This is a genomic window from Mucilaginibacter celer (assembly GCF_003576455.2).
GTDB lineage: Bacteria > Bacteroidota > Bacteroidia > Sphingobacteriales > Sphingobacteriaceae > Mucilaginibacter > Mucilaginibacter celer.
In genome coordinates this window covers 7,099,934-7,125,430 of record NZ_CP032869.1, presented here as the reverse complement: position 1 = coordinate 7,125,430, position 25,497 = coordinate 7,099,934, and the positions used below count along the sequence as shown (strand labels likewise).

The window sequence follows — 25,497 nt, the reverse complement described above, 5'->3', positions numbered from 1 at the left end:
TTTTGGAATTTGAAAAAGAGCTAAGATGCAGGTTTTCTGCGGCTCATCAACTTTGCGCAACTTATTTTGCGCTGATATGCTGTGCGGCGAAATTGATAAAATTACTCGTCAACCCGTAATCCTCAGTCCCTTTACGGCGAATAAAAAAGAAATCACGGGTGATCTTTAACCCTTCAATTGGCACTTCAACCAAATCACCTTCGGCCAGTTGACGGATGATGGATGGGCGCGGCATAAAGCCGAGGCATTGATCGGCCAGGAGGAAGTTTTTTAGCGCTTCTGTACCACCTAAACGAATTTTTACTGATAGATCCGCCGGTTTAATATGTAACGCTGATAATGATTTCAATACGGCATTCAAAGTTCCAGATCCGCGCTCCCGTACAGCAAGCGGAGTTTTAACAAGCTGTTTCAATGTGAGTGATTTTCCCGCCAGCGGGCTTTTAGCCGAGCATACCGGGATCACCTCATCGCTCATAAATGGCGTGTACGATACGGTGGTGAGTTTATTATCTACCTCAATAATGCCAATGTCAACCTCATGGTTAAGCAGCGCATTCAAAATGTACTCGCTGTTGCGGTTTACCAGTTGCACATCCACATTGGCATATTCGCGCTGAAAGCCCGACAATATTGGCGGCAAAATATATAAGGCGATAGTAGTGCTGGCACCCAAACGCAAATGCCCTGCAGCCTGCGATAAGTTGCTCAATACCGATAGGTCGTATTCTATCTTCCGCTCAATTTCGGTAGCTTGCTGTAAGTACTCGTTAAGTTTATTGCCGGCTTCCGTAAGCAAAATGCTGTTGGGCTTACGCTCAAACAGGGGCACTTTGTACTGATCTTCTAAAGCCTTAATGTGTTTACTGATGGCAGGCTGCGTAATAAAAAGCACCTGGGCCGCCTTGCTGAAACTCAGGTTGGCGGCAACTTCCATAAATACGCGATGGGCAAATGAGATCATGAGGGCAAAGTTAATTTTTTACCCGCTCAAAATACTTTCCGGTAAATTTATAAACGATATAATCGCGGGTAACTTGTCGTTTCGCGTTAACTAACGGACTATGGATGGTTTGTGTTTTAGTATCGTAATAAATAGTTGGAATCACGTTCATGTTCACTACCGAAAGAAAATCGTAGTCGAAATATATTTTACTGTGCAAGCCTGTTGGTGTTTTAACCAGCAACACGGCACCGTTCAGTTTACCATTTTCAATAGCGAAAAACTGTACTCCCTGGGTAGCATCAACGCTTGATCGTACCGAATTGTACGCCGCGAGATAATAGGTTTTGCTACCCGATTGGAGCGTATAAATTTTAGAATACCAGAATACCGGATTATGTTTCTTCCCTACTGAATCCATTTTAAGAGATGACAATACTTTGCCATTAGCCGTAAACTGCAGTACATTATCAAAATCGTACCCTACCGATCCCAACCGGGTATCCCACGAATAAGTACGGAACAAGCCATCCGCTGATGTTGCTATCACTACCCGTTCCTTTTTTATTTCGGTAAAAGGGTAGCTGATGGTTTCGGGATATTTGGAGGTGTAGTATTTAAGTTTAAAGCCGAAGATCTTGTTCATTTTCTGCAATGAATCAATAGCTTTCCACTCTTTTTTGTGCGAGCCGTAGTAGTTTACCCGTTTAAAAATACGGAGCAGATCGGCTTCGATTGCCTGCGGCGTTTGCGCAAACAAATTGGCTGAGTAAAAACAGCAAAAGAAAACAATTATAAATTTAAAGGTTTTCATCGGTAAACAAGATACGCAAAAAAAGCAAATTGCGCGGACATTTATGGTAGTACGGCAGCCAGTTAGTTGTTTTTTAGCTTTTTATTTTTTCGAAGTATTGCCCGTTAAACTTATAGTTGATCAGCTTTTTGGTTATCTTGCCGTCTTCGTCTACCAATGGTAAATGAATCGTTTGAGTTGTTTGATCAAATGTAATAGTTGGGCGTTTTTCAAAGTCGATATCAACAACCGACCAAAAATCGTAATCATAATATATCTTGCTTTTCAAACCCGAACCCGTTTTGATAACTTTCACATCATCATTCAATTTTCCGTTTTCGATAGCGAAAACTTTAATCCCGGTCCCTACGTCTTTATCTGAATAGATAGTATTATAAATTCCCAGGTAATAAGTTTTATAGCCTGCTTTAAACGTGTACAAATTGTTATAAAACGGAATATAACTATTTACTGTACCTTTAAGCAGAACAGATTTGGTTTTCGTTCCAACTTTGTATTGTAATACATTGTCGAAAATATGCATGGAGCCGCCCAACCAGGTATCCCACGAGTAGATCCGAAATAAGCCATCAGCCGAAGTAAAAATATCCAGCCGTGCCTTTTTCAATGAATCAAATGGCAACTTGATTGAAGCAGGGTAGTTCTCTGTATAATTTTTCAATTTATTTCTGAAAACACTATTAGCATCAATCAAATCGTCTCCGATGTTATGATGATCGTATAGATACTCGATTTTTTTAAATGATTTAAGCAGATCAGTTTCAACGGCACGTGGGGTCTGAGCGAAAGTTGACATTGCCAAACAACACAGAAAAAACAGGGTGCTTAAAGTTCTCATGGTAAATATTATTGCATAAAAATAGGGATAGCCAAATGATTATCCCTATCAAAAAACATCGTTGATAAAACTTTAAAGCTTACTAATTATATCATTCTTGTTGATCTTCAACTGTTCTGATACATCATTAATAATGGCCATAAGTGTTCCCAATTTTAAAGGATCATGATTTGGAACAGTAACGCTTTTAATACCATCATTAAGAGATATTGACAACCTGATATGGCTTCCTGTTTGCCGTACTACTGCGTAACCATATTTCGATAAAACTTTGATCAAATCTTTTCCTGATACATTGCGCGGGGCCTTAGGTGACATAATTGATTCAGGAAGTTCAAACAGTTATAACTTCTTCTTTTACAAAATGCAAACGGATCATCTTCGGCAATTTATCTTCATCAAAATGGCAATGAACAGCATCCCGTATATTAGCCTTAAGCTCATCCAGTGTATCTCCTTGCGTATAGATTGATTCACCCATCGCACGGGCATTATATCCCCCTTCTATAGCGTCTTCAACAAGGAAAAATATTTCATTCATACTCAAATGTAGGAAATATTTTTCCGACAAAAAAGCCCCATAGCTCATGCTACAGGGCTCATCAAGAAATATTTTTCCGCTTACGCCTCAACCGGCTGACCGATCAAATGCTGTGCAGCCAAATACTCTGCAATTTGCACGGCATTGGTAGCAGCACCTTTACGCAGGTTATCTGATACTATCCAGCAGTTCAAGGTATTATCCTGAGTTTCATCACGACGGATACGGCCTACAAATACCTCATCTTTATCATGCGCGTCGAGCGGCATTGGGTATTTCAGGTTAGCGGTATCGTCAACTACAACAATGCCCGGCGCGTTAGCTAACAGCTCACGTACTTCGGCAAGGTCAAAATCATTGGCAAACTCAATATTAACCGACTCCGAGTGGCCGCCCATAACCGGGATACGCACTGTAGTAGCGGTTACTTTAATGCTGTCATCGCCCATGATCTTTTTAGTTTCGAGGATCATTTTCATCTCCTCTTTGGTATAACCGTTTTCGGTAAATACGTCAATTTGAGGGATCACGTTCAGGTCGATAGTGTAAGGGTAAACCTTTGGTCCGTCAACACCGTTACGCTCGTTAAAAAGCTGATCAACAGCTTTAACACCTGTGCCGGTAACTGATTGGTAGGTTGAAACCACTACCCTTTTAATTTTATATTTATCGTGCAGCGGTTTTAAGGCCACTACCATTTGTATGGTTGAGCAATTTGGGTTGGCAATGATCTTATCTTCGGCAGTTAAAACATCAGCATTCACTTCGGGCACAACCAGTTTTTTGGTTGGATCCATGCGCCATGCCGATGAGTTATCGATAACAGTTGTACCAGCAGCCGCAAATAAAGGGGCTTGCTGTAATGAAGTGCTTCCGCCGGCCGAGAAAATCGCTACGTCCGGCTTCATCTTAATCGCATCCTCAACAGAAACCACCTTAAATTGCTTACCCTTAAAAGTAATTTCTTTACCAATACTTTTTTCTGAAGCTACGGGAATTAATTCTGTAACGGGGAAGTTGCGTTCTGCAAGAACCTGCAACATTTTGGTGCCTACTAATCCTGTAGCACCTACTACTGCGACTTTCATTTTTAAATTGTTTTTGAAATGTATCCGGGCTGCTTCACAGCGGCCCCTTTTTAATTGATTATGTGTTTTAAAAGTTAAACCCTCAAATATGCACATTTTTTTGGTATTGGAGAAATATTAAGTCTATGGTTTTAATGGGGATTGGTGAGTGGTTGATTGGGTTGGATTGGTTGAGTGGTGTGCTGGGCATTATACCGATTTTGAACCGTTGATAATTTTGATTACGTTGATTTCGCTGATTTTTTTGTCTGAACTCGAATTTGGGGGAATCAAGGAATTAGACAGAATGCCGGGCAAATTCAATAAATTCTCAAAATTTCTTAAAATTCGGGTTTGACTCGTCCTAAAAAAGGTTGACAGTGATTTTATAAAAATAAAGATAATTATTGTTTGTTTGTCGTGTTAGGATGTGGATAACGCTACGCGTTACCCACATCCTAACACGTTTTTCTTTTTTTGCTTCTTTTTTTCTTTTTAAAAACGGGCGTTTGTTGTTGATAACTACCCGGCTGTCTCCTCCCTTTTTGCAGGTTTACTCTTATAATTGTTCCTCCAGAGGCGTTTGAGCTTAAACTTTCTGGTATGTACCAGTGCAGGTGTTAACATCGATATGCTGCTATGAGGGCGTAAGTAATTATAAATATTGACTGCCTGTGTCACAGCAGTTCTTGCATCTTCAATATCTATGAACGATGGCTTTAGTAGTTCCATTTTCAGGATCCCGTTTACCCGCTCAGCAATCGCATTGTCTCTTGGATCCCCGCTTTGGGTCATGCTAATATCTATGTTGTTCTCCTGTAGTGTTTTTATATAATCATGGCAACAATATTGCGTTCCCCGATCTGAGTGATGGATCAGCCCTTCTTTATTCTGACGCCCCTCAATAGCCATCCTGAGTGCCTGTATACTGCCTTCAGCTGTCAGGTTCTCGCTAACATGAAAACCAACGATCTTACGGCTATAGGCATCCGTTACAAGGCTCAGATAAGCAAATTCACTGCTGAGCTCAAGGTAAGTGATATCGCTTACCCATAACTGTTCTGAGCGCGTAGGGACCATGTTTTTGATCAGATCGGGATATTTCTTCATCCAGTGATTGGAATCAGTAGTTTGTGGTTTACCACGCCGCTTTTTGTTCAACAAGCCATACTTGCCCAGCATCCTGAAAAAGTGATCTCTACCCATTTTTAATTTATGGGCCTTGATAAAAGGGGTCATAAGGAAGAATAGTTTACGTCCACCAATACGGGGTTGTAAATCCCTATAGCCGATAACCTGCTGAACCAACAATTCCTCCTTGATGGGGTCCCGCTCTTCCAATAAACGTCGCTTATAATAGGCTTGGCGCGAATACCCAGACAGTGAACATAACAGGGATAAGCTACAACCCTGGCTTTGTTCTACTTTCATGACTGCCTGGGGCCAGCTTTTTTTCTGATATCGGTGCCATACTGCTCATCCGATATATCAATCATTGCTTCCAGTAGATGGATCTTCAATTGGGCTTTACGTAACTCTTCCTGTAAGGCCTTGATGTCCTCTGGCATGCCCTCCCGTTCTTTTGCCACTTGAAGGGATGCTGCCCTTTGCGCTATTTTATTGTTCTTTTTCTTTTCTTCCACAACCCATCTTGATACGCTCGCGTTTCCGAATCCGTATTTCTGCCCTAATTTAGCTGATGTTGTGCCGCCCGCCAAATATTCTTCTATGGCAAGCGCTTTTCTTAATGTATAATCCATTGCTGACTACTTTTGTGTCAACCTATAGCAGGACAAGTCAGTTCAGACAAAAAATCCGAAATCGAAAATCACAAATCTGACATAGATAATGGCGTTACCTCCGGTCCGCGCTATCCGCTCATACTACACAAGGCATTAGCCACAAGGCCGGTATCCGCTACTATCGCTAACGCAACTGTCTGAATCAGAATTTACAGAATTTTAGAATTAACAGAATCAACCAGATAAAATCAAACTCAAAATCGGTGTTATCGGTGTAATCAATCCCTAATCGGTGTAATCCCAAAAACAAAAACAACCACTCACCTAATCAACCATTCACTTAACAACCAAATTCCTACCTTTGCCCCGTAAAACTCAAAATTGATGAGCGAAAAGATTTTAGTGATCGGTGCTAACGGACAAATAGGCACCGAACTGGTAATGGCTTTGAGAAATATACACGGGGCCGAGGCGGTTGTAGCTTCGGATATCAACAGCCCTACCTATGCTATGCGTAGCAGCACAGGCCCGTTCGAACTGGTTAATGTGCTCGATAAGGATAACCTGCACCACATATTTGATAAGCATCGCCCTACACAGGTTTACCTGCTGGCGGCCATCCTATCTGCCGTAGGCGAACAAAAACCCAAAATGGCCTGGGACCTGAACATGACAGGCCTGCTGCATATCCTCGATTTCGCGGTTGAGTTTAAAGTTGCTAAAGTTTTTTGGCCAAGCTCGATAGCTGTTTTCGGCCCGCATTCGCCGCAGCATCATACACCGCAGTATTGCGTAATGGATCCAAACACGGTTTACGGTTTCAGCAAACTGGCAGGCGAGCGCTGGTGCGAGTACTATTTTAATAAATACGGTCTGGATGTACGCAGCATCCGCTACCCAGGCCTGATAGGCTGGAAAGCCAACCCGGGCGGTGGTACTACCGATTATGCGGTACACATATTTCACCAGGCCTTAAAAACCGGTAAATACGAAAGTTTCCTGGCCGAAGGCACTGCCTTGCCCATGATGTATATGGACGATGCCATTCGCGCTACCATTAGTTTGATGGATGCCCCGGCCGAAAAGATCAGCATCCGTTCATCCTACAATCTTGCAGGTATTAGTTTTACTCCCGAGCAGTTGGCTGCTGAGATCCAGAAACTGATCCCCGGTTTTGAGATCAGCTATAGCGAAAATGATCCGCGCCAGGCTATTGCCGATAGCTGGCCAAAATCGATAGATGATAGTTACGCCCAAAATGACTGGGGTTGGCAGCTGGAATATGATCTGCCCAAAATGGTGGCCGATATGCTGGGCAACCTGAAAAACATTATTTGAGGTGAAAGGATAGAGGCGAAAGGTTAAAGGTTTTTAGCTGCCTTTAGTTAAACAAATATTATATTTACAGCCTTGCTTTTTATGGCAAGCGCTTGTGAAACAACAAGGTTGATCCGTGAACCATCAACCACGAACAATGAACTAAAACACATGGGAAGAGCATTCGAATTCCGTAAAGAAAGAAAATTTAAGCGCTGGGCCAAAATGGCGGTGCAGTTTACCCGTTTAGGTAAAGAGATTGTGATGGCTGTTAAAGCCGGCGGCGGCGATGTAAACACCAACTCGCGCCTGCGCACCGCCGTACAAAACGCCAAAGCCGTAAACATGCCGAAAGACCGTGTTGAGGCCGCCATTAAACGCGCATCAAGCCGCGATGAAAAAGACTACGAAGAACTTGTTTACGAAGGTTATGCCTCATACGGTGTTGCCGTACTGGTTGAAACTGCTACCGATAACACCAACCGTACCGTTGCCAACGTACGCAGCTATTTTACTAAATACGGCGGCTCGTTAGGTAAAACCGGTTCGCTCGATTTTATATTCACCCGCAAATCGGTTTTCACTTTTGAGCCTGGCGATCGCGACCTGGAAGAGCTTGAACTGGAACTTATCGATGCCGGCCTTGAAGAAATATTTGTTGAAGCTGACGAAAACGGTAACGACGTAGCCGTGATCCACACTGCTTTTGAAGATTTCGGCAAAATGCAGAAAGCTTTGGAAGAAATGGGTATCGAAACCAAATCGGCCAAATTGGAGCGCATCCCGCAATCATTCCATTCGGTAACCGAAGAACAGGTTCCTGAGATCATGAAACTGATTGATCGTTTGGAAGAGGATGACGACGTGCAGGCGGTTTACCATAATATGGCTGAGTAATTTTGATTTCGGAATTCAGAATTTCGATTTCGGATTTTATCATAACCAACTCGTCATTGCGAGATACGAAACAATCCCCAATTAGCAGGTCCACCCTGCAGAGTTCGCGATTGCTTCGTACCTCGCAATGACGGTTTAAGAAAGTAACAATATGCCACTATTAAACACACGAAAAGGCGAACGAAAAGTAAAGGTAACCTTTGCTAACGGCCTACTTTTTGTTGAAAGTGATGGTGGCAAACCACAGGCTTTCCCGCTGGAATGGTTCCCCAAATTGCTCAACGCAACCGACGAGGAACGCGAAGACTGGAGCCAAACCGAAAAAGGCATCCGGTTTAATAAGTTGGATACTGAAGTAACATTATAATTGATTTGAAGATGTGTCAATTTGAAAATTAGATCAGGATGGCATTTTCAAATTTTCAAATCAACCAATTTTCAAATTGACTAATGGTTTTTGAAGAATTTTTTAAGAAGAAAAGAATTGACCTGGAAGCCCTGCAGCAGTACCAGCCCGCTTTGTTTTCTGAATTTCAAAACCATTTTGAGCAGATGGGCGAAAAAAGTTTCGACCATACCAAAAAGTACTGGTTCAATAAACTGCGCCGTCAGTTTCCTATACCGGTTGAAATAAAAACCGAAAAGGTACACATCAAAAACCCGTTGGCCGAGCAAACCATTACCGAAAGTTTGATTGAACCGGGTACGGCGGCTAAAGTTGGCTTTACGCCTAAGTTCCGTGCACCGGTTACAGCTAAGCCAACTCCTCCTGTTGAAGAGCCGAAAGAACAGGCAACAGAATCAACCACAGCAGAAACACCTGCTACCGAAACTACAGCTAAACCAACATTCAAATCACGCTTTAACCCCGCCATGGCAAAGGCTAAGCCTGCCGATAGCGAAACCCCTTCACAGGAAACACCAGCCGAAGCCAAAACAGATATCCCAGCCTCAACAACCGAAGCGCCTGCTGCTGCTAAACCAGGCTTCAAGCCCCGCTTTAATCCGGCCATGATGAAGCCGAAACCTGCCGAAGCGGAAGCATCAACAGAAAATAAAACTGAGGAAAAACCGGCTGAAGTGCCACAAGCTGCTGAAGAAAAACCAGCACCTAAAATGGGCTTTAAGCCGCGCTTCAACGCCGCGGCCATGAAACCTAAACAGGTTGAAGATGCACCGGTTGAAGAGAAAACAGAAGAGCCTATAGCTGAAGTACCTCAACCCGCGGAAGAGAAATCTGCTCCGAAAATGGGTTTCAAACCACGTTTCAATGCAGGCATGGTTAAACCCAAACCTGCTACCGAAGATGAAGCACCTGTTGTTGAAGATAAAAAAGAAGAAGCACCTGTTGAAGAACCTGAGTCACCAGCTGCTGAAGCCCCTGCCCCAAAGTTAGGTTTTAAGCCGCGTTTTAACGCGGCTGCAATGAAGCCGAAACCTGCCGAAGAGGTGTCGGAAACTTCTGTTGAAGATAAAAAAGAAGAATTGCCTACCGAAAAGCCTCAAACACCGGCTACCGAAACTCCTGCACCTAAGCTTGGTTTTAAACCTCGCTTTAACGCCAAAACTACTCCTAAGAAATCTGAGGGAGAGGAATAATATTTTTTACAGTAATGATCTCCCCGCCGTGTTGGTGTTGTCACCAACAACTCTTGTTATCGGAAATTTTTCGTTGAGCACTAAATCCACGATGCATGGCGTAGAGTGTTGGTTACAACACCATAGGTGTTCGGAAGAAATAAAAAAGCGGGGGAATTGTGCGATTCCCTCCCTTGGGAGGGTGTAGGGAGGGGTTTCTACACCCTGCATATTCGTCGGGCAAGGTGTAAAACCCCTCCCTGCCACTGCGCAATCCATCACACCCCTCCCAAGGGAGGGAATCAAAAAATCTTCCGAACAGCCATGGTGACAACACCAACAACGGCCAAGAATGTGTACTCGTTACTTACTATGCGAAAACAGCCAATGCAGTAAATCAGGCTCATTAAAAGCATTATCCCAACTATTATGCCCAACGCCCGGGTATAAAGTAAACCTCGGGTTACCACCAGCCTCTTTAATGGCGTCAACAATAACCTGCGAATGATCTGCCGGCACCACAGGGTCATTATTACCATGGAAGATCCACAACGGAACTTTCTTAGCATATTTCTTCGCATTCAGCGTATTGTCGCCCCCACAAATAGCAAAAGCCGCAGCAAATACTTTTGGCTCACGGCCAATAATTTCGAAAGTACCCATTCCGCCCATGCTCAATCCCCCAACATAAACCTTGTGTTTATCCACAAAAGGTTTGTCTAAAAACTGCTCAACAAGCCCCATCAACATAACCATGGCCATGGTAGGCGGGGCATCCTCCTGAAAAATAAATTTGCGTTTATTGGTAGCCGAATCGGTAACCTGCTTCACATTGCTCCAATAGCTTTTAGCCGGGCACTGAGGGAAAACCACAATGGCCTCATACATCTCCCGCACGCTATCCTGCAAAAAACGGGAAGCTCCATAGGCCAGTTGCGATTCGTTATTATTACCACGCTCGCCCGAGCCGTGCAATACGAATACCAGCGGGTATTTTTGTGTGGGATTAAAATGCTTGGGGAATAAAATGCGGTATGGCAGCGTATCTACCTTAAAAAGAAAACTACCCCTATCAAACGACGACATAGTTTGTGCTCCGGCTGAGAAAGAGAATGCTAAGAACAGGCTTAGCATGGCTATTACGAGTATTGTTTTGATCATGGGCTATGCGGGTACTTTAGTAACCAATATTGATTGAACAAATTTAACCGTTTTGGCGACCTTTTGTTCTGAATTTTTCAGGACAGCAATTTATTATTCAAAGCCTGAATTTTCAATTCATCCAATAATACACTAAAGAATCAATTATAAAGGTTTACAGATCATATTCTGATAAAAAGCTAAGCCATAAAAATATTAACGTTTGTTAATTAGTAATTATTATTAATTATTGGGTAATATTTTAATCAATAAGCCATATATTTATAACAAACAATAAAACCTTTATGAGAAAACTAATTACCTTACTATTACTCTCTGCGGTTATTTACTCAGGGTGTAAGAAAAATGAATTTGCAGTAAACAACACTGCCACCCCTAAAACGGCAGATACCATCCCTCCAGACAAAATTGTATTTACGCCCTTCGGCCCGCGAAAAGCATCAGATGTACATCATATTGAAGATGGCTACCATCTGGAATTTCAGGGCAATCAGCTACTTAAAATTCAAAATTCAACAGGAAAAATAAGCGTAAATTTTGGTGTGCAAAAACCGGTTATTGCTCAGCAGGCTGTTAATGATGCAAAGCGGATCAAAACAAATTCAACCAATCCGCCGGCACCAAACGACGGTTGGGTAACATTTGCTGATTGGACCAATCCATCGTCAACCCCAATAACTTATTTTTCAACCACATGGCAAGTACCTGCCAATCCCGAATCTACCCTTAACGGATACTTGTTATATATTTTTAATGGCATTCAAAATGCCGACCATATTTTGCAGCCGGTTTTACAATACGGGCAATCGCCTGCGGGTGGTGGTTTGTATTGGGCTATTGATAACTGGTATGTGGGTTGCCAAACCTGTGCTGTTTATTATGGCACACCTGTAAAGGTATTACCGGGGACAACGATACAGGGAGTTATGCAACAAACCGGACAAACAGGTAGTAACTATAATTACAGATCATCGTTTGCCGGCTACCCGGCCTATTCATCATTGCAGATAAATAACATCCCTAAACTATATTACGCTGTTGAAACTTTTGAACAATATAATATAACACAAGGGAACCAATATCCTATTGACGTACAAGTTAATATGACTAACATTGAATTGAAAGTTGGTACAGCAGAAGCTCAATTAAACTGGCAACCTCATACGTTTGTATCAGACAGGGGTCAGAACACAGTAGTTGTAAGCAATAATTCGCCCGGGGGCGAGGTCGATCTCTATTTCCGCACCCCTCCTCCTCCGCCGCCTCCAATTCCTACTATCAATATAAATAGTAAAGCCAGCTTTGACTGGAACAGTTCAGGTAGCGGGAGCGGCACCATAAAAGCCCCTGCAGGTACTTTGGTACACGTAGGCATTGATGCTTACGGCGTTGGCGTAACAACAAAGTTTACGTTAAGCGGAGCTTCACTCATTGGTTATCCCAGCAATACAATTACCATCACCAACGGACATGAAGGCACGCCGACACCATCATTTACTATGCCCGCAAGCGGGAGTGTAAACTGGAGCGGCACATGCACCATGGTCAATTCGAGCGGGTTTGGTTCAATTTATGTTTTTTAATATTAAAAAAGCTTCAGGTGGTTTACCTGAAGCTTTTTTTGTACTTATTTGGCGATAGCAGGGCTTTCAAAACCCAGTTTTTTCAAACCACCCTGAACTTCGGGGCAGCTCATAAAAAGCTTCCAGAGCAAACCTGTACGATAGTTTTCAATCATCACAATGATCGGCCCCTGATCGATAGCCAGATATGAACTGGCATACCAGTTATGCGATTCGCTGAAAGCATCGGTAAAACCATATTCGCCCCAGATCTTATCGCCCAGATCATAGTAAAAATGGCGCAGGGCTTTCATCGAATACTCGGGGGTGTAAGGAAATGCCGATAATGCGGCAGTAGGTGTAATGACACCCAAATCGTTAGTTGGCGAGTGGGCGTTGTATCCCTCATAATTGTCGCTGGCGGTTAGTCCCCAGCAGTTTTCGCCGTATCCTTTATATTTTTTAGGGTTATCTACACAGTAAGCGTGGTTAATCAGTGTGTGGTTTTTATTTTGCTCCCAGTAATCGGCATAGTTATCTTTCAAGCCTTTCGGGTTCAGGCCTAAAAACGAATATTGCGAAAAGAACAGCGGACCGCCATAATCAAAACCCAATGGCAATTTAAAGCCATAAAAAGTATGACCATTTTTAAAAAAATCGCTTTGTGCCCAGCCCCGATGGTAAACATCGGCGCTAACGGGGTAACGTTCGGCAGACGCGGCCAGTACATAGGTTATTAAACATTCGTTAAACCCATGAATAGGAAAATTCATGGCCCAGCCATTGTTGGGGCTCCAGTGCCAGTAAAGCGCATCACGACCGTCACGGGTGTACCAGTTCCATTCCATTTCGCCCCATAACCAGCTAATCACATCGCGAATGCGGCGCTCTTTGGGGTCACCGGCTTTAAAATATTGCCTTGCACATAACAGGCCCTGGAACAGGTAGGCCGACTCAACAATATCTCCCCCATCATCCTTACGGCCAAAACGGATCACCTTGCCTGTTTCACCATTTAACCAGTGCGGGAAAGCGCCGTGAAAAGCATCAGCCTTGTATAAAAAGTTAACAATTTTCACCATCCTGTCAACGGCCTGCCCGTGGGTGATCCACTTGCGGCTATCAGCCACGATCAGCGCCATTACTCCAAAGCCCGAGCCGCCGGTGGTTACCACTTCGCCGCCATAATCAAATGATTTATTGCTGCGCTCGCGGGCAAGGCCACTTACCGGGTGACCGAAATCCCAGAAATATCTAAAGGTTTGGCGCTGCACCACGTCAAGCAGGGCGCTATCGGTAAGGTTTTTTATAATACCTACCGGCCTAATACCGTCATCGGTCTTTTTTGCCTGCTTCTGGGCAAAGCAACAAATAGCCAACAACATCAATAAAGGGGTGATAAATAGCTTTTTCATGGCGTGATAGTTAAAGAACTTGAAAACCGCGTTTTCATAAAATTTAAAAATAGAAAAGGCTGCCTGCTAACCAAACAGGGCAGCCTTATAATCAATCAACTTGTATTCTATGGCTATTAATAGCCTGGGTTTTGTTTTAATCGTCCTTTGCTCAAATCAATTTGAGCCTGCGGAATAGGAAATAACGCCGCGGTAGCTTTCCATGTTTTACCATGTGCTGCAAATGCTGCAGCAGCACGACCAGGCTTAACAGCATCCTGGCGAACGATATCGAAGAAACGATCATGCTCTTCGGCCAGTTCCATGCGGCGTTCGTGCCAGATGTTCTCTAAGGTTGGCATAGCGGTGCCTAATCCAGCCCGTGTACGTACCAGGTTTAAATCGGTTTGCGCATCACCTGTATTTCCAATCTGCACAGCGGCTTCGGCATTGATTAGCAGGATATCGGCATAGCGTAAAATACGTACCTGCTTTGGCAGTCTGTCGGTACTGCCGCCGCAATTGCTTTCCGCAGTACGGCTATGGTATGCTTTGTAGCTGTAATAATCATTTTGAACAGAATCGCGGCTTGGAATACGGAAACCATCAAACAGTACCGTACCATGAGGCAAAATGGTAATTACCGTACCAGCCCTGCGTACATCACCTGGTTCGTACTCACCAAGTAAACTGGCAGACGGGTTGTTGAAACCATAGCCAAGATCGGCCCAGCCAAATTTACCACCGGCACGTGGTCCTTGCGATACGGTATAGAGATTAATACCTGCCGAACAGGCTTTATTGATTCCTGCCTGAATTTCGAATATCGACTCGGAATTATTGTTACCACCATCGCCGTTTACCGCTTTTTCCCGCCAGATAAGCGAGTAATCTTTCACCAGGGAATAGCCACCGGTAGTAATCACCGCTTTTGATAAATCATAGGCTTTTTGATAGTCTTTCATATAAAGATAAACCTTGGCCTCAAGCGCCTGTGCACTGCTCTTATTTGCACGCCCAACATCGGTTGCGATTTTTTGAGGTAAATTAGCAGCCGCAAAATCGAGGTCGCTAATAATAAACTTATAAACATCATCGGCACTTGCGCGTGTTTGATATTTATCCTCGTTTGCTTCAGCCGGTGTTGGCACCTTGTCAAGCAGCGGTACCCCACCATAAAGCCTCACCAGGTTAAAGTAAAAATAAGCCCGTAAAAAACGTGCTTCCGCAATCAACGCGTTTTTAGTAGTGGCATCAAAAGTGGCGTTTTTTAGTTTGTCCAATGCCTGATTTGAACGTGCAACACCTTGATAATAGCCCTGCCAAACCAGGTTAACCGCTCCGTTTGTAGTGCTTGTTTGCAGTGCATCGATCTCATCCGCATCTCTCGAATCGCCGGTGAAGCTTCCATGGTCGGCATCGTCGGATGCAATATCCGTCATGATCACGAATTGAAAGCTGTCAACATCAGGATCAAAACCTCCCGTATAAAATACATTGTAAATTCCCAATACAAGGTTTTTAGCCTGGTTCGGATCGGCTGCGATCTGATCCTGTGTTATCTGCCCCTGCGGGGCTACATCAAGATAATTTTTACAGGCGTGCAATGTACCCGATAGTACAGCAACACCGGTAAGTATAAGTGTAAGTTTATATTTTAAAATCTTTTTCATGATAGTGCTGTATTAAAATTGAACATTAACGCCAAATGCAAACGTGCGGGTAACCGGGTAGTTAGTAGCGTCGATACCTTGTGTAAGGATATCGGTGCTGAACAACTCGGGCGATTGGCCGCTGTAACGTTTAGCCGTAAACAGGTTTTGCGAGGTTAAATACATTCTTATTTTTTGCATGCCCAGGCGTTTTACAATTGCCGATGGTACGGTATAACCCAGAGTTACGTTGTTAAGGCGTAAAAACGCTCCCGACTCAATAAAATAGGTTGAAGGCGGAGTACCTGATGTAATAGTAGCCGGATCTGTTGTTGACGGGTTAGCGGTAGTAAACCTGCTATTGGCATAGCTTGCCTCAATATTATCGTTTTCGGTACTTCTTGAGTTCTTTTTGGCATTATAGATCTTGTTGCCCCAGTTACCATAAAAATCGGCGCTGAAATCAAACTCGTTATAGGTGATGCCAAAATTAAAGCCGCCAAAATATTTAGGCTGGTACGACCCTGCAAAAATACGGTCGTTAGCGTCAATTTTACCGTCGTTATTAACATCGGCATACCTTAAACCTCCAACGTGGTTGGCCTCGCTGGTGAAAGTATATGGCGGTGCAGCGTCAACTTCGGCCTGGTTTTGGAATACGCCAATGGCTTTTAGTACATAGTAGCTGCCTATTGGCTGCCCGTTATCGGTACGGGTTATGGTTTGCCCGTTGGCACCACCCGCGCTGATGAAAGTACCGCCATTTAGCTTATTAACCTGATTTTTGTTGTAGGCGATGTTGGCACCAATGTTATAGGAGATATGGCTGTTGATCCTGTCTGTCCACCTGGCCGAAACCTCTAAACCTTTGTTGCTGTATGAAGCGGCGTTGGTAGTATAGATATTATCCGGATCGCCAAGGATGCCTGGTAAACCGATATTGGTGAGCGCGTTGTTTACTTTTTTGTTATAGTAATCAACCTCGCCGGTTAAGCGGTTGTTCAGGAAACCACAATCAAAACCAATATCCAGTTGTTTGGTTGTTTCCCATTTCAGGTTGGTATCTTTAATATCCTGGATCACTGTACCTGCTACCAGCGTATTGCCAAAATAATACGGCAGGTAAGGTGTACCGGTAATAACAAATAATGATGAACCGATGTTATCATTACCCAACTCGCCATAGCTTGCGCGGAGTTTTAAATTGCTGAAGATGCCGTCTTTCATAAAATCCTCTTCAGATACAACCCAGCCGCCGCCTACGGTATAAAATGTACCCCATTTTTGGCTAAACCTCGAGCTGCCATCCCGGCGAATAGAAGCACTTAACAGGTATTTGCTGTTGTACGCATAATTAACACGCCCTACGTATGATAAACGGGTAAACAAGTCACCGCCGTTGTGATCAACAGCATTAACATCGGGGTTACCTACATCCAAAAACCATTGATCGGGATTGGCCGGAACATCGATACGGGTACCGTTTAAAAAGTTCGACCTGCCTTTTTCAGAAACTATACCGCCGAGTAAGGTAAGGTGATGTTTGTTATCAAATGTTTTATCGTAGGTAATGGTATTATCCCATTGATATTGGTACGAGTTATCATTTTGCACAAACAACGAGCTGTTATCACGGCGCTGGTTACCACCGCCAACGGTAAAGGTACTTGCATCAGATGCAAACTGGTAATCGTAATTTTTTTGATTATTAAAACGGGCATCAAGGTTAAACGCTGAATGGAATGTTAAAGATTTTATCGGATTATAATCTAAAGCCACATTGCCCTGGATCCTGTTATTGAGTGTAAAATCATTGGTTTTATCAAGCTGTAACAGGGGGTTTCCTACGTTGCTCCAGGCCGATGTATTACCATATTTACCATCAACAATAGCCGGTATTATCGGCGCCGCACGATAAACGTTACCATAAATACCGCCAATGTCAACAGGGCGCTCGGTGTTACGGCTTAACGAAATCTGGTTGGTAAATTTCAATTTATCGCTGACATTAACCTGATTGTTGGCCCTGATGGTGAAACGTTGAAAGTTGTTGGTTTTGATGATACCATCCTCGTCGATATAGTTGGCGCTGATAAAGTAAAGAGCCTTTTCATTACCCCCCGATACTGAAAGATTATGGTTGGTTTCAAAAGCCTTGCGTGAAACAGCGGCAGCCCAATCGGTAGTACCCGGAATTGTAAGCGGCGCTTTATCGTCATTAGCAATTTTGGTAGGGCTTGCTACACTTAGGTAATCAACATACTGCTGCCTGTTGGCCAGCTTAACAGTACTTGCAGCTTCTCTGAACCCAACGTTGGCATCATAGCTAACAACGGGGGCTCCTGCTTTACCTTTTTTGGTAGTGATGATAATCACACCATTAGCTGCACGTACACCATAAATAGCAGCCGAAGCATCTTTAAGTACGTCCACACTTACGATATCGCTGTTATTGATGTTACGAATATCATCAGTTAAAACACCATCAACAACATATAAAGGGTTAGCACCGGCCAGTACCGAACCGGTACCCCTGATGCGTACAACCGGTTGCGCATTTGGCTGACCGGAGGATAACACCTGCACACCCGAAACTTTACCCTGTAAAGCCTGGGTTGGTGTTTGCACAGGTTGTTTGGTTACAACATCGCCGCTTATACTGGCAACCGCACCGGTTACATCACGTTTTTTTTGCGTACCGTAACCAATTACTACAACCTGGGCCAGTTCTTTAGCCTCGGGCTTCAGTTTAACATCAAATACAGTTTGATTATTGATCGGCAGGGATGATGCCACATAGCCGATATAGGTAAAAACAAGTGTGCCATTGCCAGGCGCTTTTAACGAAAACGCTCCGTTCACATCAGTCTGCACGCCGGTGGTTGTTCCTTTTAAAGATACGCTTACGCCAATCAGCGCCTCGCCGGTAGTTGCATCGGTAACTTTACCTTTTACAACAACATCCTGCGCAAATACTGCGTTAATAAAAAGGGAACAAAAAAGCACCAGCACTGAAACAGTAAAGATTCTTTTCATAGTGGTTAATAGATAAGTAAGTGTTAGAAAATAATTGGTTTATTATTTCGACAAAGCTGAAGAGTTATCCGGCTATTCTCAAAAATTTTAACTCAACATTAATACATCACAAAGCAACAACTTTCTCAACCGGCTGTTTCGTTTTTTTTATTCAGATGACAATCAAGTGAATAAAACGGTTTAGTGCATGCCACACATACTACATATTTAAAGTTTACCAGGAGGTAATTGAAAGCCCGTTTGAGAGGTAATGATGTAGTGTTAAAGCTCGATGAGAAATTCGGTGAGGTTTTTATCATGCTCAAGATTGAGCTTTTTGCGCAGCCTGTACCTGCGGATTTCCACACCGCGCAGGGAAATATTAAGCAGCGATGCCATCTCTTTACTACTCATGTTCATGCGCAGGTAGGCGCATAATTTAAGGTCATTCGGAACCAGGTCGGGGTGACCGGCTTTTAGTTTCTTGAAGAAATTTTCGTGCGCTTCGTTAAAACTGGTTTCAAAAATATTCCAGTCGCGTTCGTCGCTCATGCCCTCGTCAATCACTTTCTGGATGCGGCGTAGCTGGTCGTCGGCCAGTTTTTTTCCATCGCCGCCTTTCAGGTGGGTAAGCTCATCACTTATTTTTTGCAGCAACTCATTTTTATAAACAATGTTCATGGCCGAGTTGGCCAACTCCCGGCTTTTGCTGGCCAGATCGGCTTGTAATTGTTCATTTTTTATGTTGATGATGTGCTGCTGATTGGCAATGGCTTCCTGCTTCAAAAACTCTTCTTTCTCCTTTTGCAGTTTCTGTTGGATATGCTGCTGATGCCGTTTTAACTTAATGCGGTAATAATGCCTGATAACATAGTACGAGAGCACCAAAAGCAGGGCATAAAATATCATGGCTATTTTGCCTGCATACCAGGGCGGCAAAATAGTGAAGGTAAAAACAGTCTCGGCCGATACCTGCTGGTCATTAATTCTGGCGCGAACCTTAAACTGGTAAATGCCCTGATCAAGGTTGGTAAACTCTTTTTGGCTTTGTGGTGTCCATTCGCTCCACTGGCGCGAGTAGCCATCCAGGTAGTACTGAAATTTAATCCTTGCCTGTTTATAGTAGGGCAATGCGTATGCTATCCGGATATTATTATCCGCATAAGGTATTTCGATGGTTTGATTACCGGGGCTGCCCTCGCTTATTACAGCTATCTTATCGGTTATATTTTCCACCCGCCTGATAAGCACCGGCGGGATATGGATGTTGTTACCGGTTAGCGCATCACCATCGTTTAATATCACAAAGCCGTCATCAACACTTATTAAATAGGTTGAGTTACTGATGCGGTTAATGGTTTCGTAATGTTGTACCATCTGTCCGTTTAAAACAGAGAAGCGGTTTGTATCAATAGTCAACTTACCGGGAACCGACATATCGGCCAGGCCTATCCTGCCATGGTTAATAAACCAATACTTTTTGCCGATGGCTTTAATGATTTTACTGGATGTTGCAAAGGTGCCGAGTTTTTTGTTAAGCTGATCGTATTTAAAAAACCGGTCGCTGATATCATCATAAACATAAAAACCCGAATCGGACGAGAACACTATCCGGTTATCCAGATCAAACACGTTGATGTTATAGCTTCCTGGCAAGCCGTAGTGTTTATCATAATAAACCCGCGATACGGCTTTTTTCTGATCAGCACTTAATAATAACTTATAAATCCCCTTATAGGCATGACTTACCCAGATCTGCCCCTTGCTATCCTGCTCTACATAGCGCGAAGGCTCGCCAAAGTCGGCCAGTTTGTGGCTGTATTGCCAATTTCCGGCGGCATCTTTTTTATAGATCACCAAACCTGTATAGGTTCCCTGCATCAGCATATCGGGAGCAATCTTTTTCATGGTCCAGCCGCCGGTGATATCGGATATTTTGGTTATCGAGCCGCCGTTTACCTGGTACGTACCGTCGTTGTGGCCGCAAAGCAGGCGGCCATCCTGCAAGGAAAGATCCCACACCTGCCCCTGCGAGCCCGGGATAAGCTTAAAATCAAACGATTGAAAAAGGCCTTTACTGTTTCCGGGTAACCAATCGCTGTAAAACAAGCCCTGGTTGGTACCGAGATAAATTTTGTTATCAAAAATAATGCTCGAATAAACCGTTCCGAACCTGCCTGTTTTATCAAAATAAAAATACATGGGCGAGTTAAGTTCAATCCTATCGATACCGTTATCCAACCCGGCCCATAAGTTTTGCTCTGTATCTGTATAAAGGCTCAATACAGTATTGTTTTGCATACCGCTGGCTTTATTGATATGCTGAACCACTTTACCCGCGGTATCAACTATAACAATACCGTTTAAGATAGTGCCATAAGCAAAATACCTGCCCGATATAAGCGCCCCGTTATTAAGCTGGTAGGTTTTTAAAAACTGGTTTGCCTGGTTAGCCCAGGGCTTAATAGTTTGCCCGTTATAAATAAACAGGCCACTTTTGGCTGTGCCGATAAGATAGTTATCCTGCCCAAAAGGCAGCACAGATAAAACCCCGCTGGTACCAAGCACATCGCTACCAGCTATATACTCCAACTTTGTATCCTTCAGTTCAAACAGGCCCTTTGATACCTGCTCAACAAAAAAACGGGTACCGCATTTAAACAGAAAAAGGTAGGGTTGAGGCGATTTAACAACAGTTATTTTGCCGGCCGAATAAATGTAAATAGAACCGAAGGATTGGAATATAACCCGGTTGTTGTAGCAATATATTTTCCAGATTTCCTCATTAATGGGCAAAAACTGCCTGGGTACCAGGTTAATAAGCGATGTATATTTTAAATAGCCCCTATCGCTGCTTTGCCAAAAGCCAAACTCACCATAGCCACCCGCATAAATTTTCCCCTTGCCATCGGCACAAACTGAGCGTACTATCAGACCGTTGGGCATGTGGTGTTGCTGCCAATACTTACCATCAAAAGCCAGCAAACCCTCGGCATTCCCAAAATACATAATACCATGTTCATCGCGCGTAACCGACCAGTTTTGATTGCCCCACTGGTATACCGCCTTGGTATAATTTTGAACGTAAGGTACCCCCACGCTTTTAATATCAACCGCAAAAGCCCGCAAAAAAGGCAGATACAAAAAGCAAATAAAGATGAACAGGAATTTACGCATAGGTTGATATGATGCCAGGCTACGGCTATTGAGTTTGCTAAAATACTGTTTGCATTGCATAAAATAAAAAAGCCTACCCTTTATGGATAAGCCTTATATCGTCATCGCGGTTTTTGAAATTCTTATTCTACCGGTTGTAATTTATTTTTGTTGATGTTTACCGGCTGAGGCACTTTTACATAATAACCGGTGCCATCGTAAACACGCTTACGCGGATGTTCTTTACAGGCATCGCTGCAGCAGCCGTCCATAGCCGCACCGCATTCATCACACTGGGTAAAATGCTCATTGCACTCGGGGTTGGCACAGTTAATCATTTTAGGTGTGGTTTTACCGCAGTTTAAGCAGGTTGATATAACAACCGGGTTAACGCTGTTCACATCTACCGAAAGGCGGTTGTCAAACACGTAGCATTTGCCTTCAAAATCCTCGCCGCCGGCTTCTTTACCGTATTTAATGATACCGCCATGCAACTGGTAAACTTCGGGGAAGCCTTCGTGCAGTAACAAAGCTGATGCTTTTTCACATTTAATGCCGCCGGTGCAATAGGTAAGGATCTTTTTATCCTTGTATTGCGCCAGCTGGTTAATCATATCCGGAAAGGCACGGAAATTATCGATATCAAGCGTTACGGCATTTTTGAATTTACCTAAAGAGTGTTCATAATTTGAGCGTACATCCAACACAACCACATCATCCCTATCCTTCATAGCCAAAAACTCCTGTGGTTCCAGGTGGATGCCGGTGCGCTGCGACGGGTTAATCACATTAGGATCGCGCAGGCCGGAGTGTACGATCTCTGATTTATAACGCACGTGCATTTTAACGAACGATGGCGTATCAACCTCGTCAATTTTAAACTCGGTTTTGGCAAAGCGCTCGTCGGCTTGTATGGTTTCCATATAGGTTTTGCAGGCTTCAACAGAACCTGAAACGGTGCCATTAAGCCCTTCATCGGCCACAATGATGCGCCCGGTTAAACCTAAGCTTTTACAAAATTTTAAATGATCGGCAGCAAATTGCTCCGCATTAGCTATTGTTGAATAACAATAGTACAACAGGGTATTATACATTTCCATAAATCATTGATACTGCTGCAAACAGTGTTAAATGAGCGGGGCAAAGATAATAATTTGAGCGGAAAGCTCAAAGCTTAAGGCCGAAAGCTATTTTGAGCAAAAGCTTAAGGCTCAAAATACAAAGCGAGATTTTAAGCTTTTTGCTTTGAGCCTTCGGCTTTCAGCTTATCTTATGCCGTAAAATATCCTGAACCCTTGCAGGTATTTTTTATCGCCTGCATAAGAAATACCATAATCTACCCGGAAAATGAGGCGCTGCACACCGATGTAAAACTCGCGATAGTTACGGTTATTTTTGGTGGTGAGGTAGTTGGCACCGATGATCTCTTCCAGTTTGGCTTTGCGCAACAGCGGGATGTGGTTAAATAATGAACCTGCAAAGTTATGCTGATAATGTGCCTCTAAAAACGCGCCGTTGGTACTGTAGGTATAAAACGGCAGGAAGTGGAAACTGCCTACATAGGTTGGATCGAAGGTGGTACCCTGGTTACCTAAAAAGTGGTTATAATCCATGTAGTACAGCTTGTTGTTATTAATGAAACCGCCGCCGGATATTTTGAATGATGAATAGCCAGATAAGCCAACCTGGATTTGGTCCTGCGAAATATCTACCGAAGCGAAGTCATAATCTACATCCGAACCTAAAATGTTTTTAAAGCCCTTACGGTAATTAACCTTTAACATCGGATATTTTGATTTCAGGTTGAATTTGCCGGTAGGCCGGGTTTCATAGCGCTGATCAAAAGTGAATAATGCCGAGGCATTAAACACCAGTGCCTGGTTATCCGGGAACAGGAATGAATGATCATCGGGCGGTGTACCCGGCGGAGCCAATGGGTTGTTAGATGTAAATTCTCTACCCTTAATATCCTTAAACTTACTAAACGAAGTATTATACAACTGCGAACGGCTTGAGTATGAAAGGCCGCCTTTCAGTAACACACCATTAGCCACCTCGCGCTGATAGCCAAAATCGCCGTAATGACTTCGGTAATATTTAACGTAGTTATTTTCGCTTAGCAACGTACTCAGCGTATTGAAGTACAGCGAGCGCGTACCAACGTTATTAAGATCGAGTACATCGCTGCCAAAATCGGCATAAAACTTAGCCGCATGAAATGGATCGTTCAGGTACTCGCCAGCCACATTAGCACTAAATATTTTGTTTGAAAAGCCGTAACGTACCGCCGGTGTGATGGTAAGCGAATGAAAATCGTCGATAGTGCGGATGTAACTTGCCTTGGCATTAATACCAAAACCTTCAACCGTGTTGTAATAAAAAGTCTGGATAAAAGGGAAGATATAAAGCGAATCGCGCTTGCTTTTATTGCTGGCCGCGTATCCGAATATCAAATAGCCTGGGTAGTTAATATGATTTTTATGATGCTGCAGCGAATCGAGATATTTATCGGTCTTCTGGTATTCGGCAATGGCGTCCTTCTTTTTGTAGTCGCGCTCTTCAAAAGCGGTTAAGGGTATAGGGCGGGTTTCGGCCCAGTAGTTTGGCTTTTTAGTGTTGGCTACTGTATCTACCTTTAGTATCTCGCCGGTAAAAAAACCATCGGGGAATGTTGGGTTTATTTTGTAATTATTATAAACCGCGGCATAATATCCCCCGAATTTGAACCCTAATACAGCACCTTTAAAGTTATATTGAGTAGAAGCCGGCATCCACACGCTATCAGTAATAGCAATGTATTGCTGCCTGATACTTAAGGTATCAACGAGGTTAAGGTTACTTACTTTGTTATCAACAAAAAAATCAACACTGTAAACGCGCCAGTCGCCTTCTACAATATAAATATCGCCCTGGAAATACTGTCCATGAGCATGTTTTGGTGTTATATGAATTTTATCGATGGTATGCCCGTTCTCTACGGATGTACCCAGCAACTTATAATTATAAAACTGCGGCCCGTAAGATGCTATTGGCGATACAAAGCCCCGTGAAGCTAAACCGGGTATTGTAAACACATTTTCATAAAAATTTGCCTGTAAATCGGATGCTTTTTTATAGCCGAAAGCCGTGTTCTGGCCGGCCATGCGGTTAGCTATCGTTATCTCCCTGATTTTATTGGGCTTTTGAAAATTATATTCGGATAAAGACTCTGATTGATAAAGAATGCCCCTGCCGTTCGAATCGAGATCCAAAGTTTTCTGCACCTCCTGTCCTATCATCGATTTAGGAACGCTTAACAGCCTTTGCACACCTTTAATGTAAACCGCGCATGAAAACGAGGTAGCCTCCTCCATATAATACCTGCGCTTTTTAATTACCTGTTTGATAATGGTATCGGCTGCATCGCGGTTTTTACGGTAACTTTCAGATACCCGGTCGGTATTAAACTGCTCGTCGGCCATCTGTACGTTGTGTTGCTGATCCTGACCTGCTATCGTCACTTCCTCTATCTTTTCGGTATAACCCACACTACGATAAATAATTTTATAAGTACCGGGAGCTAATTTAAACTGGTAAATACCGTTCTCGTTAGCAGTGGTACCATAAGTTGAATTGCGGATGTAGATGGACACAAAAGGAATTACCGCCCCGTTTTTATCTGTTATTTTCCCCGACAGCAGGGCTTGTTGTGCCGATGCGGTTATGGCGCATAAAACGGCTATCAATAGTAGTATATATCTTCTCATATCTTTCAACTGTTTAATGCGTTATGTCCTAAAAATGTTTTATTACACGCTTAATAATTATTTAAGGATTAATA

20 protein-coding genes are annotated in these 25,497 nt (G+C 43.3%); 5 read left to right on the top strand and 15 right to left on the bottom strand.

Annotation, left to right across the window (positions count from 1 at the left end; all coding sequences use genetic code 11):
* Positions 1–61 precede the first annotated feature (61 nt).
* From HYN43_RS29945 to HYN43_RS29905, 8 genes are all read right to left on the bottom strand, one after another.
* The gene (locus HYN43_RS29945; protein ID WP_119407473.1) at positions 62–964 is read right to left on the bottom strand and encodes a LysR family transcriptional regulator; all 903 of its coding nucleotides are present in this window, start codon (positions 962–964) and stop codon (positions 62–64) included.
* A 10-nt stretch (positions 965–974) separates the two neighbouring features.
* The gene (locus HYN43_RS29940) at positions 975–1,757 is read right to left on the bottom strand and encodes a hypothetical protein (RefSeq protein ID WP_119407472.1); all 783 of its coding nucleotides are present in this window, start codon (positions 1,755–1,757) and stop codon (positions 975–977) included.
* A 73-nt stretch (positions 1,758–1,830) separates the two neighbouring features.
* A complete protein-coding gene (locus HYN43_RS29935) occupies positions 1,831–2,595 on the bottom strand; it encodes a hypothetical protein (RefSeq protein ID WP_162996682.1) in 765 nt (254 codons plus the stop codon).
* 72 nt (positions 2,596–2,667) lie between these two features.
* The gene (locus tag HYN43_RS29930) at positions 2,668–2,913 is read right to left on the bottom strand and encodes a type II toxin-antitoxin system HicA family toxin (RefSeq protein ID WP_119407470.1); all 246 of its coding nucleotides are present in this window, start codon (positions 2,911–2,913) and stop codon (positions 2,668–2,670) included.
* Between the two features lie 16 nt (positions 2,914–2,929).
* A complete protein-coding gene (locus tag HYN43_RS29925; RefSeq protein WP_119407469.1) occupies positions 2,930–3,136 on the bottom strand; it encodes a type II toxin-antitoxin system HicB family antitoxin in 207 nt (68 codons plus the stop codon).
* Between the two features lie 80 nt (positions 3,137–3,216).
* Positions 3,217–4,224 carry an aspartate-semialdehyde dehydrogenase gene (locus tag HYN43_RS29920; protein ID WP_119409192.1) on the bottom strand — a complete coding sequence of 336 codons (1,008 nt, stop codon included), beginning with the start codon at positions 4,222–4,224 and terminating at the stop codon, positions 3,217–3,219.
* Between the two features lie 501 nt (positions 4,225–4,725).
* Entirely contained in the window at positions 4,726–5,634 is a 909-nt protein-coding gene (locus HYN43_RS29910) for an IS3 family transposase (RefSeq protein ID WP_119407467.1), read from the bottom strand.
* Complete coding sequence (locus HYN43_RS29905; protein WP_119406542.1) at positions 5,631–5,963, bottom strand: hypothetical protein; 333 nt, start codon at positions 5,961–5,963, stop codon at positions 5,631–5,633. The genes HYN43_RS29910 and HYN43_RS29905 overlap by 4 nt, the downstream gene beginning before the upstream one ends.
* 366 nt (positions 5,964–6,329) lie before the next feature.
* On the opposite strand from HYN43_RS29905, the gene HYN43_RS29900 reads away from it, so the two are divergent.
* The 4 genes from HYN43_RS29900 (at position 6,330) to HYN43_RS29885 (ending at position 9,758) form a co-directional block, all read left to right on the top strand.
* A complete protein-coding gene (locus HYN43_RS29900) occupies positions 6,330–7,283 on the top strand; it encodes an NAD-dependent epimerase/dehydratase family protein (protein WP_119407466.1) in 954 nt (317 codons plus the stop codon).
* A gap of 150 nt (positions 7,284–7,433) precedes the next feature.
* A complete protein-coding gene (locus HYN43_RS29895) occupies positions 7,434–8,159 on the top strand; it encodes a YebC/PmpR family DNA-binding transcriptional regulator (RefSeq protein ID WP_119409191.1) in 726 nt (241 codons plus the stop codon).
* Between the two features lie 151 nt (positions 8,160–8,310).
* Positions 8,311–8,526, top strand: a complete 216-nt coding sequence (locus HYN43_RS29890; protein ID WP_119407465.1) for a DUF2442 domain-containing protein — start codon at positions 8,311–8,313, stop codon at positions 8,524–8,526.
* Between the two features lie 83 nt (positions 8,527–8,609).
* Complete coding sequence (locus HYN43_RS29885) at positions 8,610–9,758, top strand: hypothetical protein (RefSeq protein WP_119407464.1); 1,149 nt, start codon at positions 8,610–8,612, stop codon at positions 9,756–9,758.
* 342 nt (positions 9,759–10,100) lie between these two features.
* Here the strand turns inward: HYN43_RS29885 and HYN43_RS29880 are convergent, their stop codons facing one another.
* Positions 10,101–10,898, bottom strand: coding sequence for a carboxylesterase family protein (locus HYN43_RS29880; RefSeq protein WP_119407463.1), 798 nt, complete (start codon positions 10,896–10,898; stop codon positions 10,101–10,103).
* 284 nt (positions 10,899–11,182) lie between these two features.
* Here HYN43_RS29880 and HYN43_RS29875 point away from each other — a divergent pair, with 284 nt between their 5' ends.
* Positions 11,183–12,481, top strand: a complete 1,299-nt coding sequence (locus HYN43_RS29875; RefSeq protein WP_119407462.1) for a hypothetical protein — start codon at positions 11,183–11,185, stop codon at positions 12,479–12,481.
* 44 nt (positions 12,482–12,525) lie between these two features.
* On the opposite strand, the gene HYN43_RS29870 is transcribed toward HYN43_RS29875, so the two are convergent.
* The 6 genes from HYN43_RS29870 to HYN43_RS29845 all read right to left on the bottom strand — a co-directional run bounded on the left by HYN43_RS29870 (position 12,526) and on the right by HYN43_RS29845 (position 25,423).
* Positions 12,526–13,875: a glucoamylase family protein gene (locus HYN43_RS29870; RefSeq protein WP_162996681.1), complete on the bottom strand. Its 1,350-nt coding sequence runs from the start codon at positions 13,873–13,875 to the stop codon at positions 12,526–12,528.
* A 116-nt stretch (positions 13,876–13,991) separates the two neighbouring features.
* Positions 13,992–15,527 carry a RagB/SusD family nutrient uptake outer membrane protein gene (locus HYN43_RS29865; RefSeq protein WP_119407461.1) on the bottom strand — a complete coding sequence of 512 codons (1,536 nt, stop codon included), beginning with the start codon at positions 15,525–15,527 and terminating at the stop codon, positions 13,992–13,994.
* A 12-nt stretch (positions 15,528–15,539) separates the two neighbouring features.
* Complete coding sequence (locus tag HYN43_RS29860; protein WP_119407460.1) at positions 15,540–18,542, bottom strand: SusC/RagA family TonB-linked outer membrane protein; 3,003 nt, start codon at positions 18,540–18,542, stop codon at positions 15,540–15,542.
* A gap of 261 nt (positions 18,543–18,803) precedes the next feature.
* Positions 18,804–21,698, bottom strand: coding sequence for a triple tyrosine motif-containing protein (locus HYN43_RS29855; protein ID WP_119409189.1), 2,895 nt, complete (start codon positions 21,696–21,698; stop codon positions 18,804–18,806).
* A gap of 122 nt (positions 21,699–21,820) precedes the next feature.
* Positions 21,821–22,777, bottom strand: coding sequence for an oxygen-dependent tRNA uridine(34) hydroxylase TrhO (gene trhO / locus HYN43_RS29850; RefSeq protein WP_119407459.1), 957 nt, complete (start codon positions 22,775–22,777; stop codon positions 21,821–21,823).
* Between the two features lie 165 nt (positions 22,778–22,942).
* The gene (locus tag HYN43_RS29845; RefSeq protein ID WP_119407458.1) at positions 22,943–25,423 is read right to left on the bottom strand and encodes a DUF5686 and carboxypeptidase regulatory-like domain-containing protein; all 2,481 of its coding nucleotides are present in this window, start codon (positions 25,421–25,423) and stop codon (positions 22,943–22,945) included.
* Between the last annotated feature and the right edge of the window lie 74 nt (positions 25,424–25,497).

What these genes read in the sequence shown, in the direction of transcription:
- HYN43_RS29855 (WP_119409189.1), bottom strand. Translation starts at nt 21,698, where the DNA reads ATGCGTAAATTCCTGTTCATCTTTATTTGCTTTTTGTATCTGCCTTTT.
- HYN43_RS29895 (WP_119409191.1), top strand. Translation starts at nt 7,434, where the DNA reads ATGGGAAGAGCATTCGAATTCCGTAAAGAAAGAAAATTTAAGCGCTGG.
- trhO (WP_119407459.1), bottom strand. Translation starts at nt 22,777, where the DNA reads ATGGAAATGTATAATACCCTGTTGTACTATTGTTATTCAACAATAGCT.
- HYN43_RS29860 (WP_119407460.1), bottom strand. Translation starts at nt 18,542, where the DNA reads ATGAAAAGAATCTTTACTGTTTCAGTGCTGGTGCTTTTTTGTTCCCTT.
- HYN43_RS29905 (WP_119406542.1), bottom strand. Translation starts at nt 5,963, where the DNA reads ATGGATTATACATTAAGAAAAGCGCTTGCCATAGAAGAATATTTGGCG.
- HYN43_RS29900 (WP_119407466.1), top strand. Translation starts at nt 6,330, where the DNA reads ATGAGCGAAAAGATTTTAGTGATCGGTGCTAACGGACAAATAGGCACC.
- HYN43_RS29875 (WP_119407462.1), top strand. Translation starts at nt 11,183, where the DNA reads ATGAGAAAACTAATTACCTTACTATTACTCTCTGCGGTTATTTACTCA.
- HYN43_RS29865 (WP_119407461.1), bottom strand. Translation starts at nt 15,527, where the DNA reads ATGAAAAAGATTTTAAAATATAAACTTACACTTATACTTACCGGTGTT.
- HYN43_RS29885 (WP_119407464.1), top strand. Translation starts at nt 8,610, where the DNA reads ATGGTTTTTGAAGAATTTTTTAAGAAGAAAAGAATTGACCTGGAAGCC.
- HYN43_RS29910 (WP_119407467.1), bottom strand. Translation starts at nt 5,634, where the DNA reads ATGAAAGTAGAACAAAGCCAGGGTTGTAGCTTATCCCTGTTATGTTCA.
- HYN43_RS29930 (WP_119407470.1), bottom strand. Translation starts at nt 2,913, where the DNA reads ATGTCACCTAAGGCCCCGCGCAATGTATCAGGAAAAGATTTGATCAAA.
- HYN43_RS29845 (WP_119407458.1), bottom strand. Translation starts at nt 25,423, where the DNA reads ATGAGAAGATATATACTACTATTGATAGCCGTTTTATGCGCCATAACC.
- HYN43_RS29935 (WP_162996682.1), bottom strand. Translation starts at nt 2,595, where the DNA reads ATGAGAACTTTAAGCACCCTGTTTTTTCTGTGTTGTTTGGCAATGTCA.
- HYN43_RS29940 (WP_119407472.1), bottom strand. Translation starts at nt 1,757, where the DNA reads ATGAAAACCTTTAAATTTATAATTGTTTTCTTTTGCTGTTTTTACTCA.
- HYN43_RS29925 (WP_119407469.1), bottom strand. Translation starts at nt 3,136, where the DNA reads ATGAATGAAATATTTTTCCTTGTTGAAGACGCTATAGAAGGGGGATAT.
- HYN43_RS29880 (WP_119407463.1), bottom strand. Translation starts at nt 10,898, where the DNA reads ATGATCAAAACAATACTCGTAATAGCCATGCTAAGCCTGTTCTTAGCA.
- HYN43_RS29920 (WP_119409192.1), bottom strand. Translation starts at nt 4,224, where the DNA reads ATGAAAGTCGCAGTAGTAGGTGCTACAGGATTAGTAGGCACCAAAATG.
- HYN43_RS29890 (WP_119407465.1), top strand. Translation starts at nt 8,311, where the DNA reads ATGCCACTATTAAACACACGAAAAGGCGAACGAAAAGTAAAGGTAACC.
- HYN43_RS29945 (WP_119407473.1), bottom strand. Translation starts at nt 964, where the DNA reads ATGATCTCATTTGCCCATCGCGTATTTATGGAAGTTGCCGCCAACCTG.
- HYN43_RS29870 (WP_162996681.1), bottom strand. Translation starts at nt 13,875, where the DNA reads ATGAAAAAGCTATTTATCACCCCTTTATTGATGTTGTTGGCTATTTGT.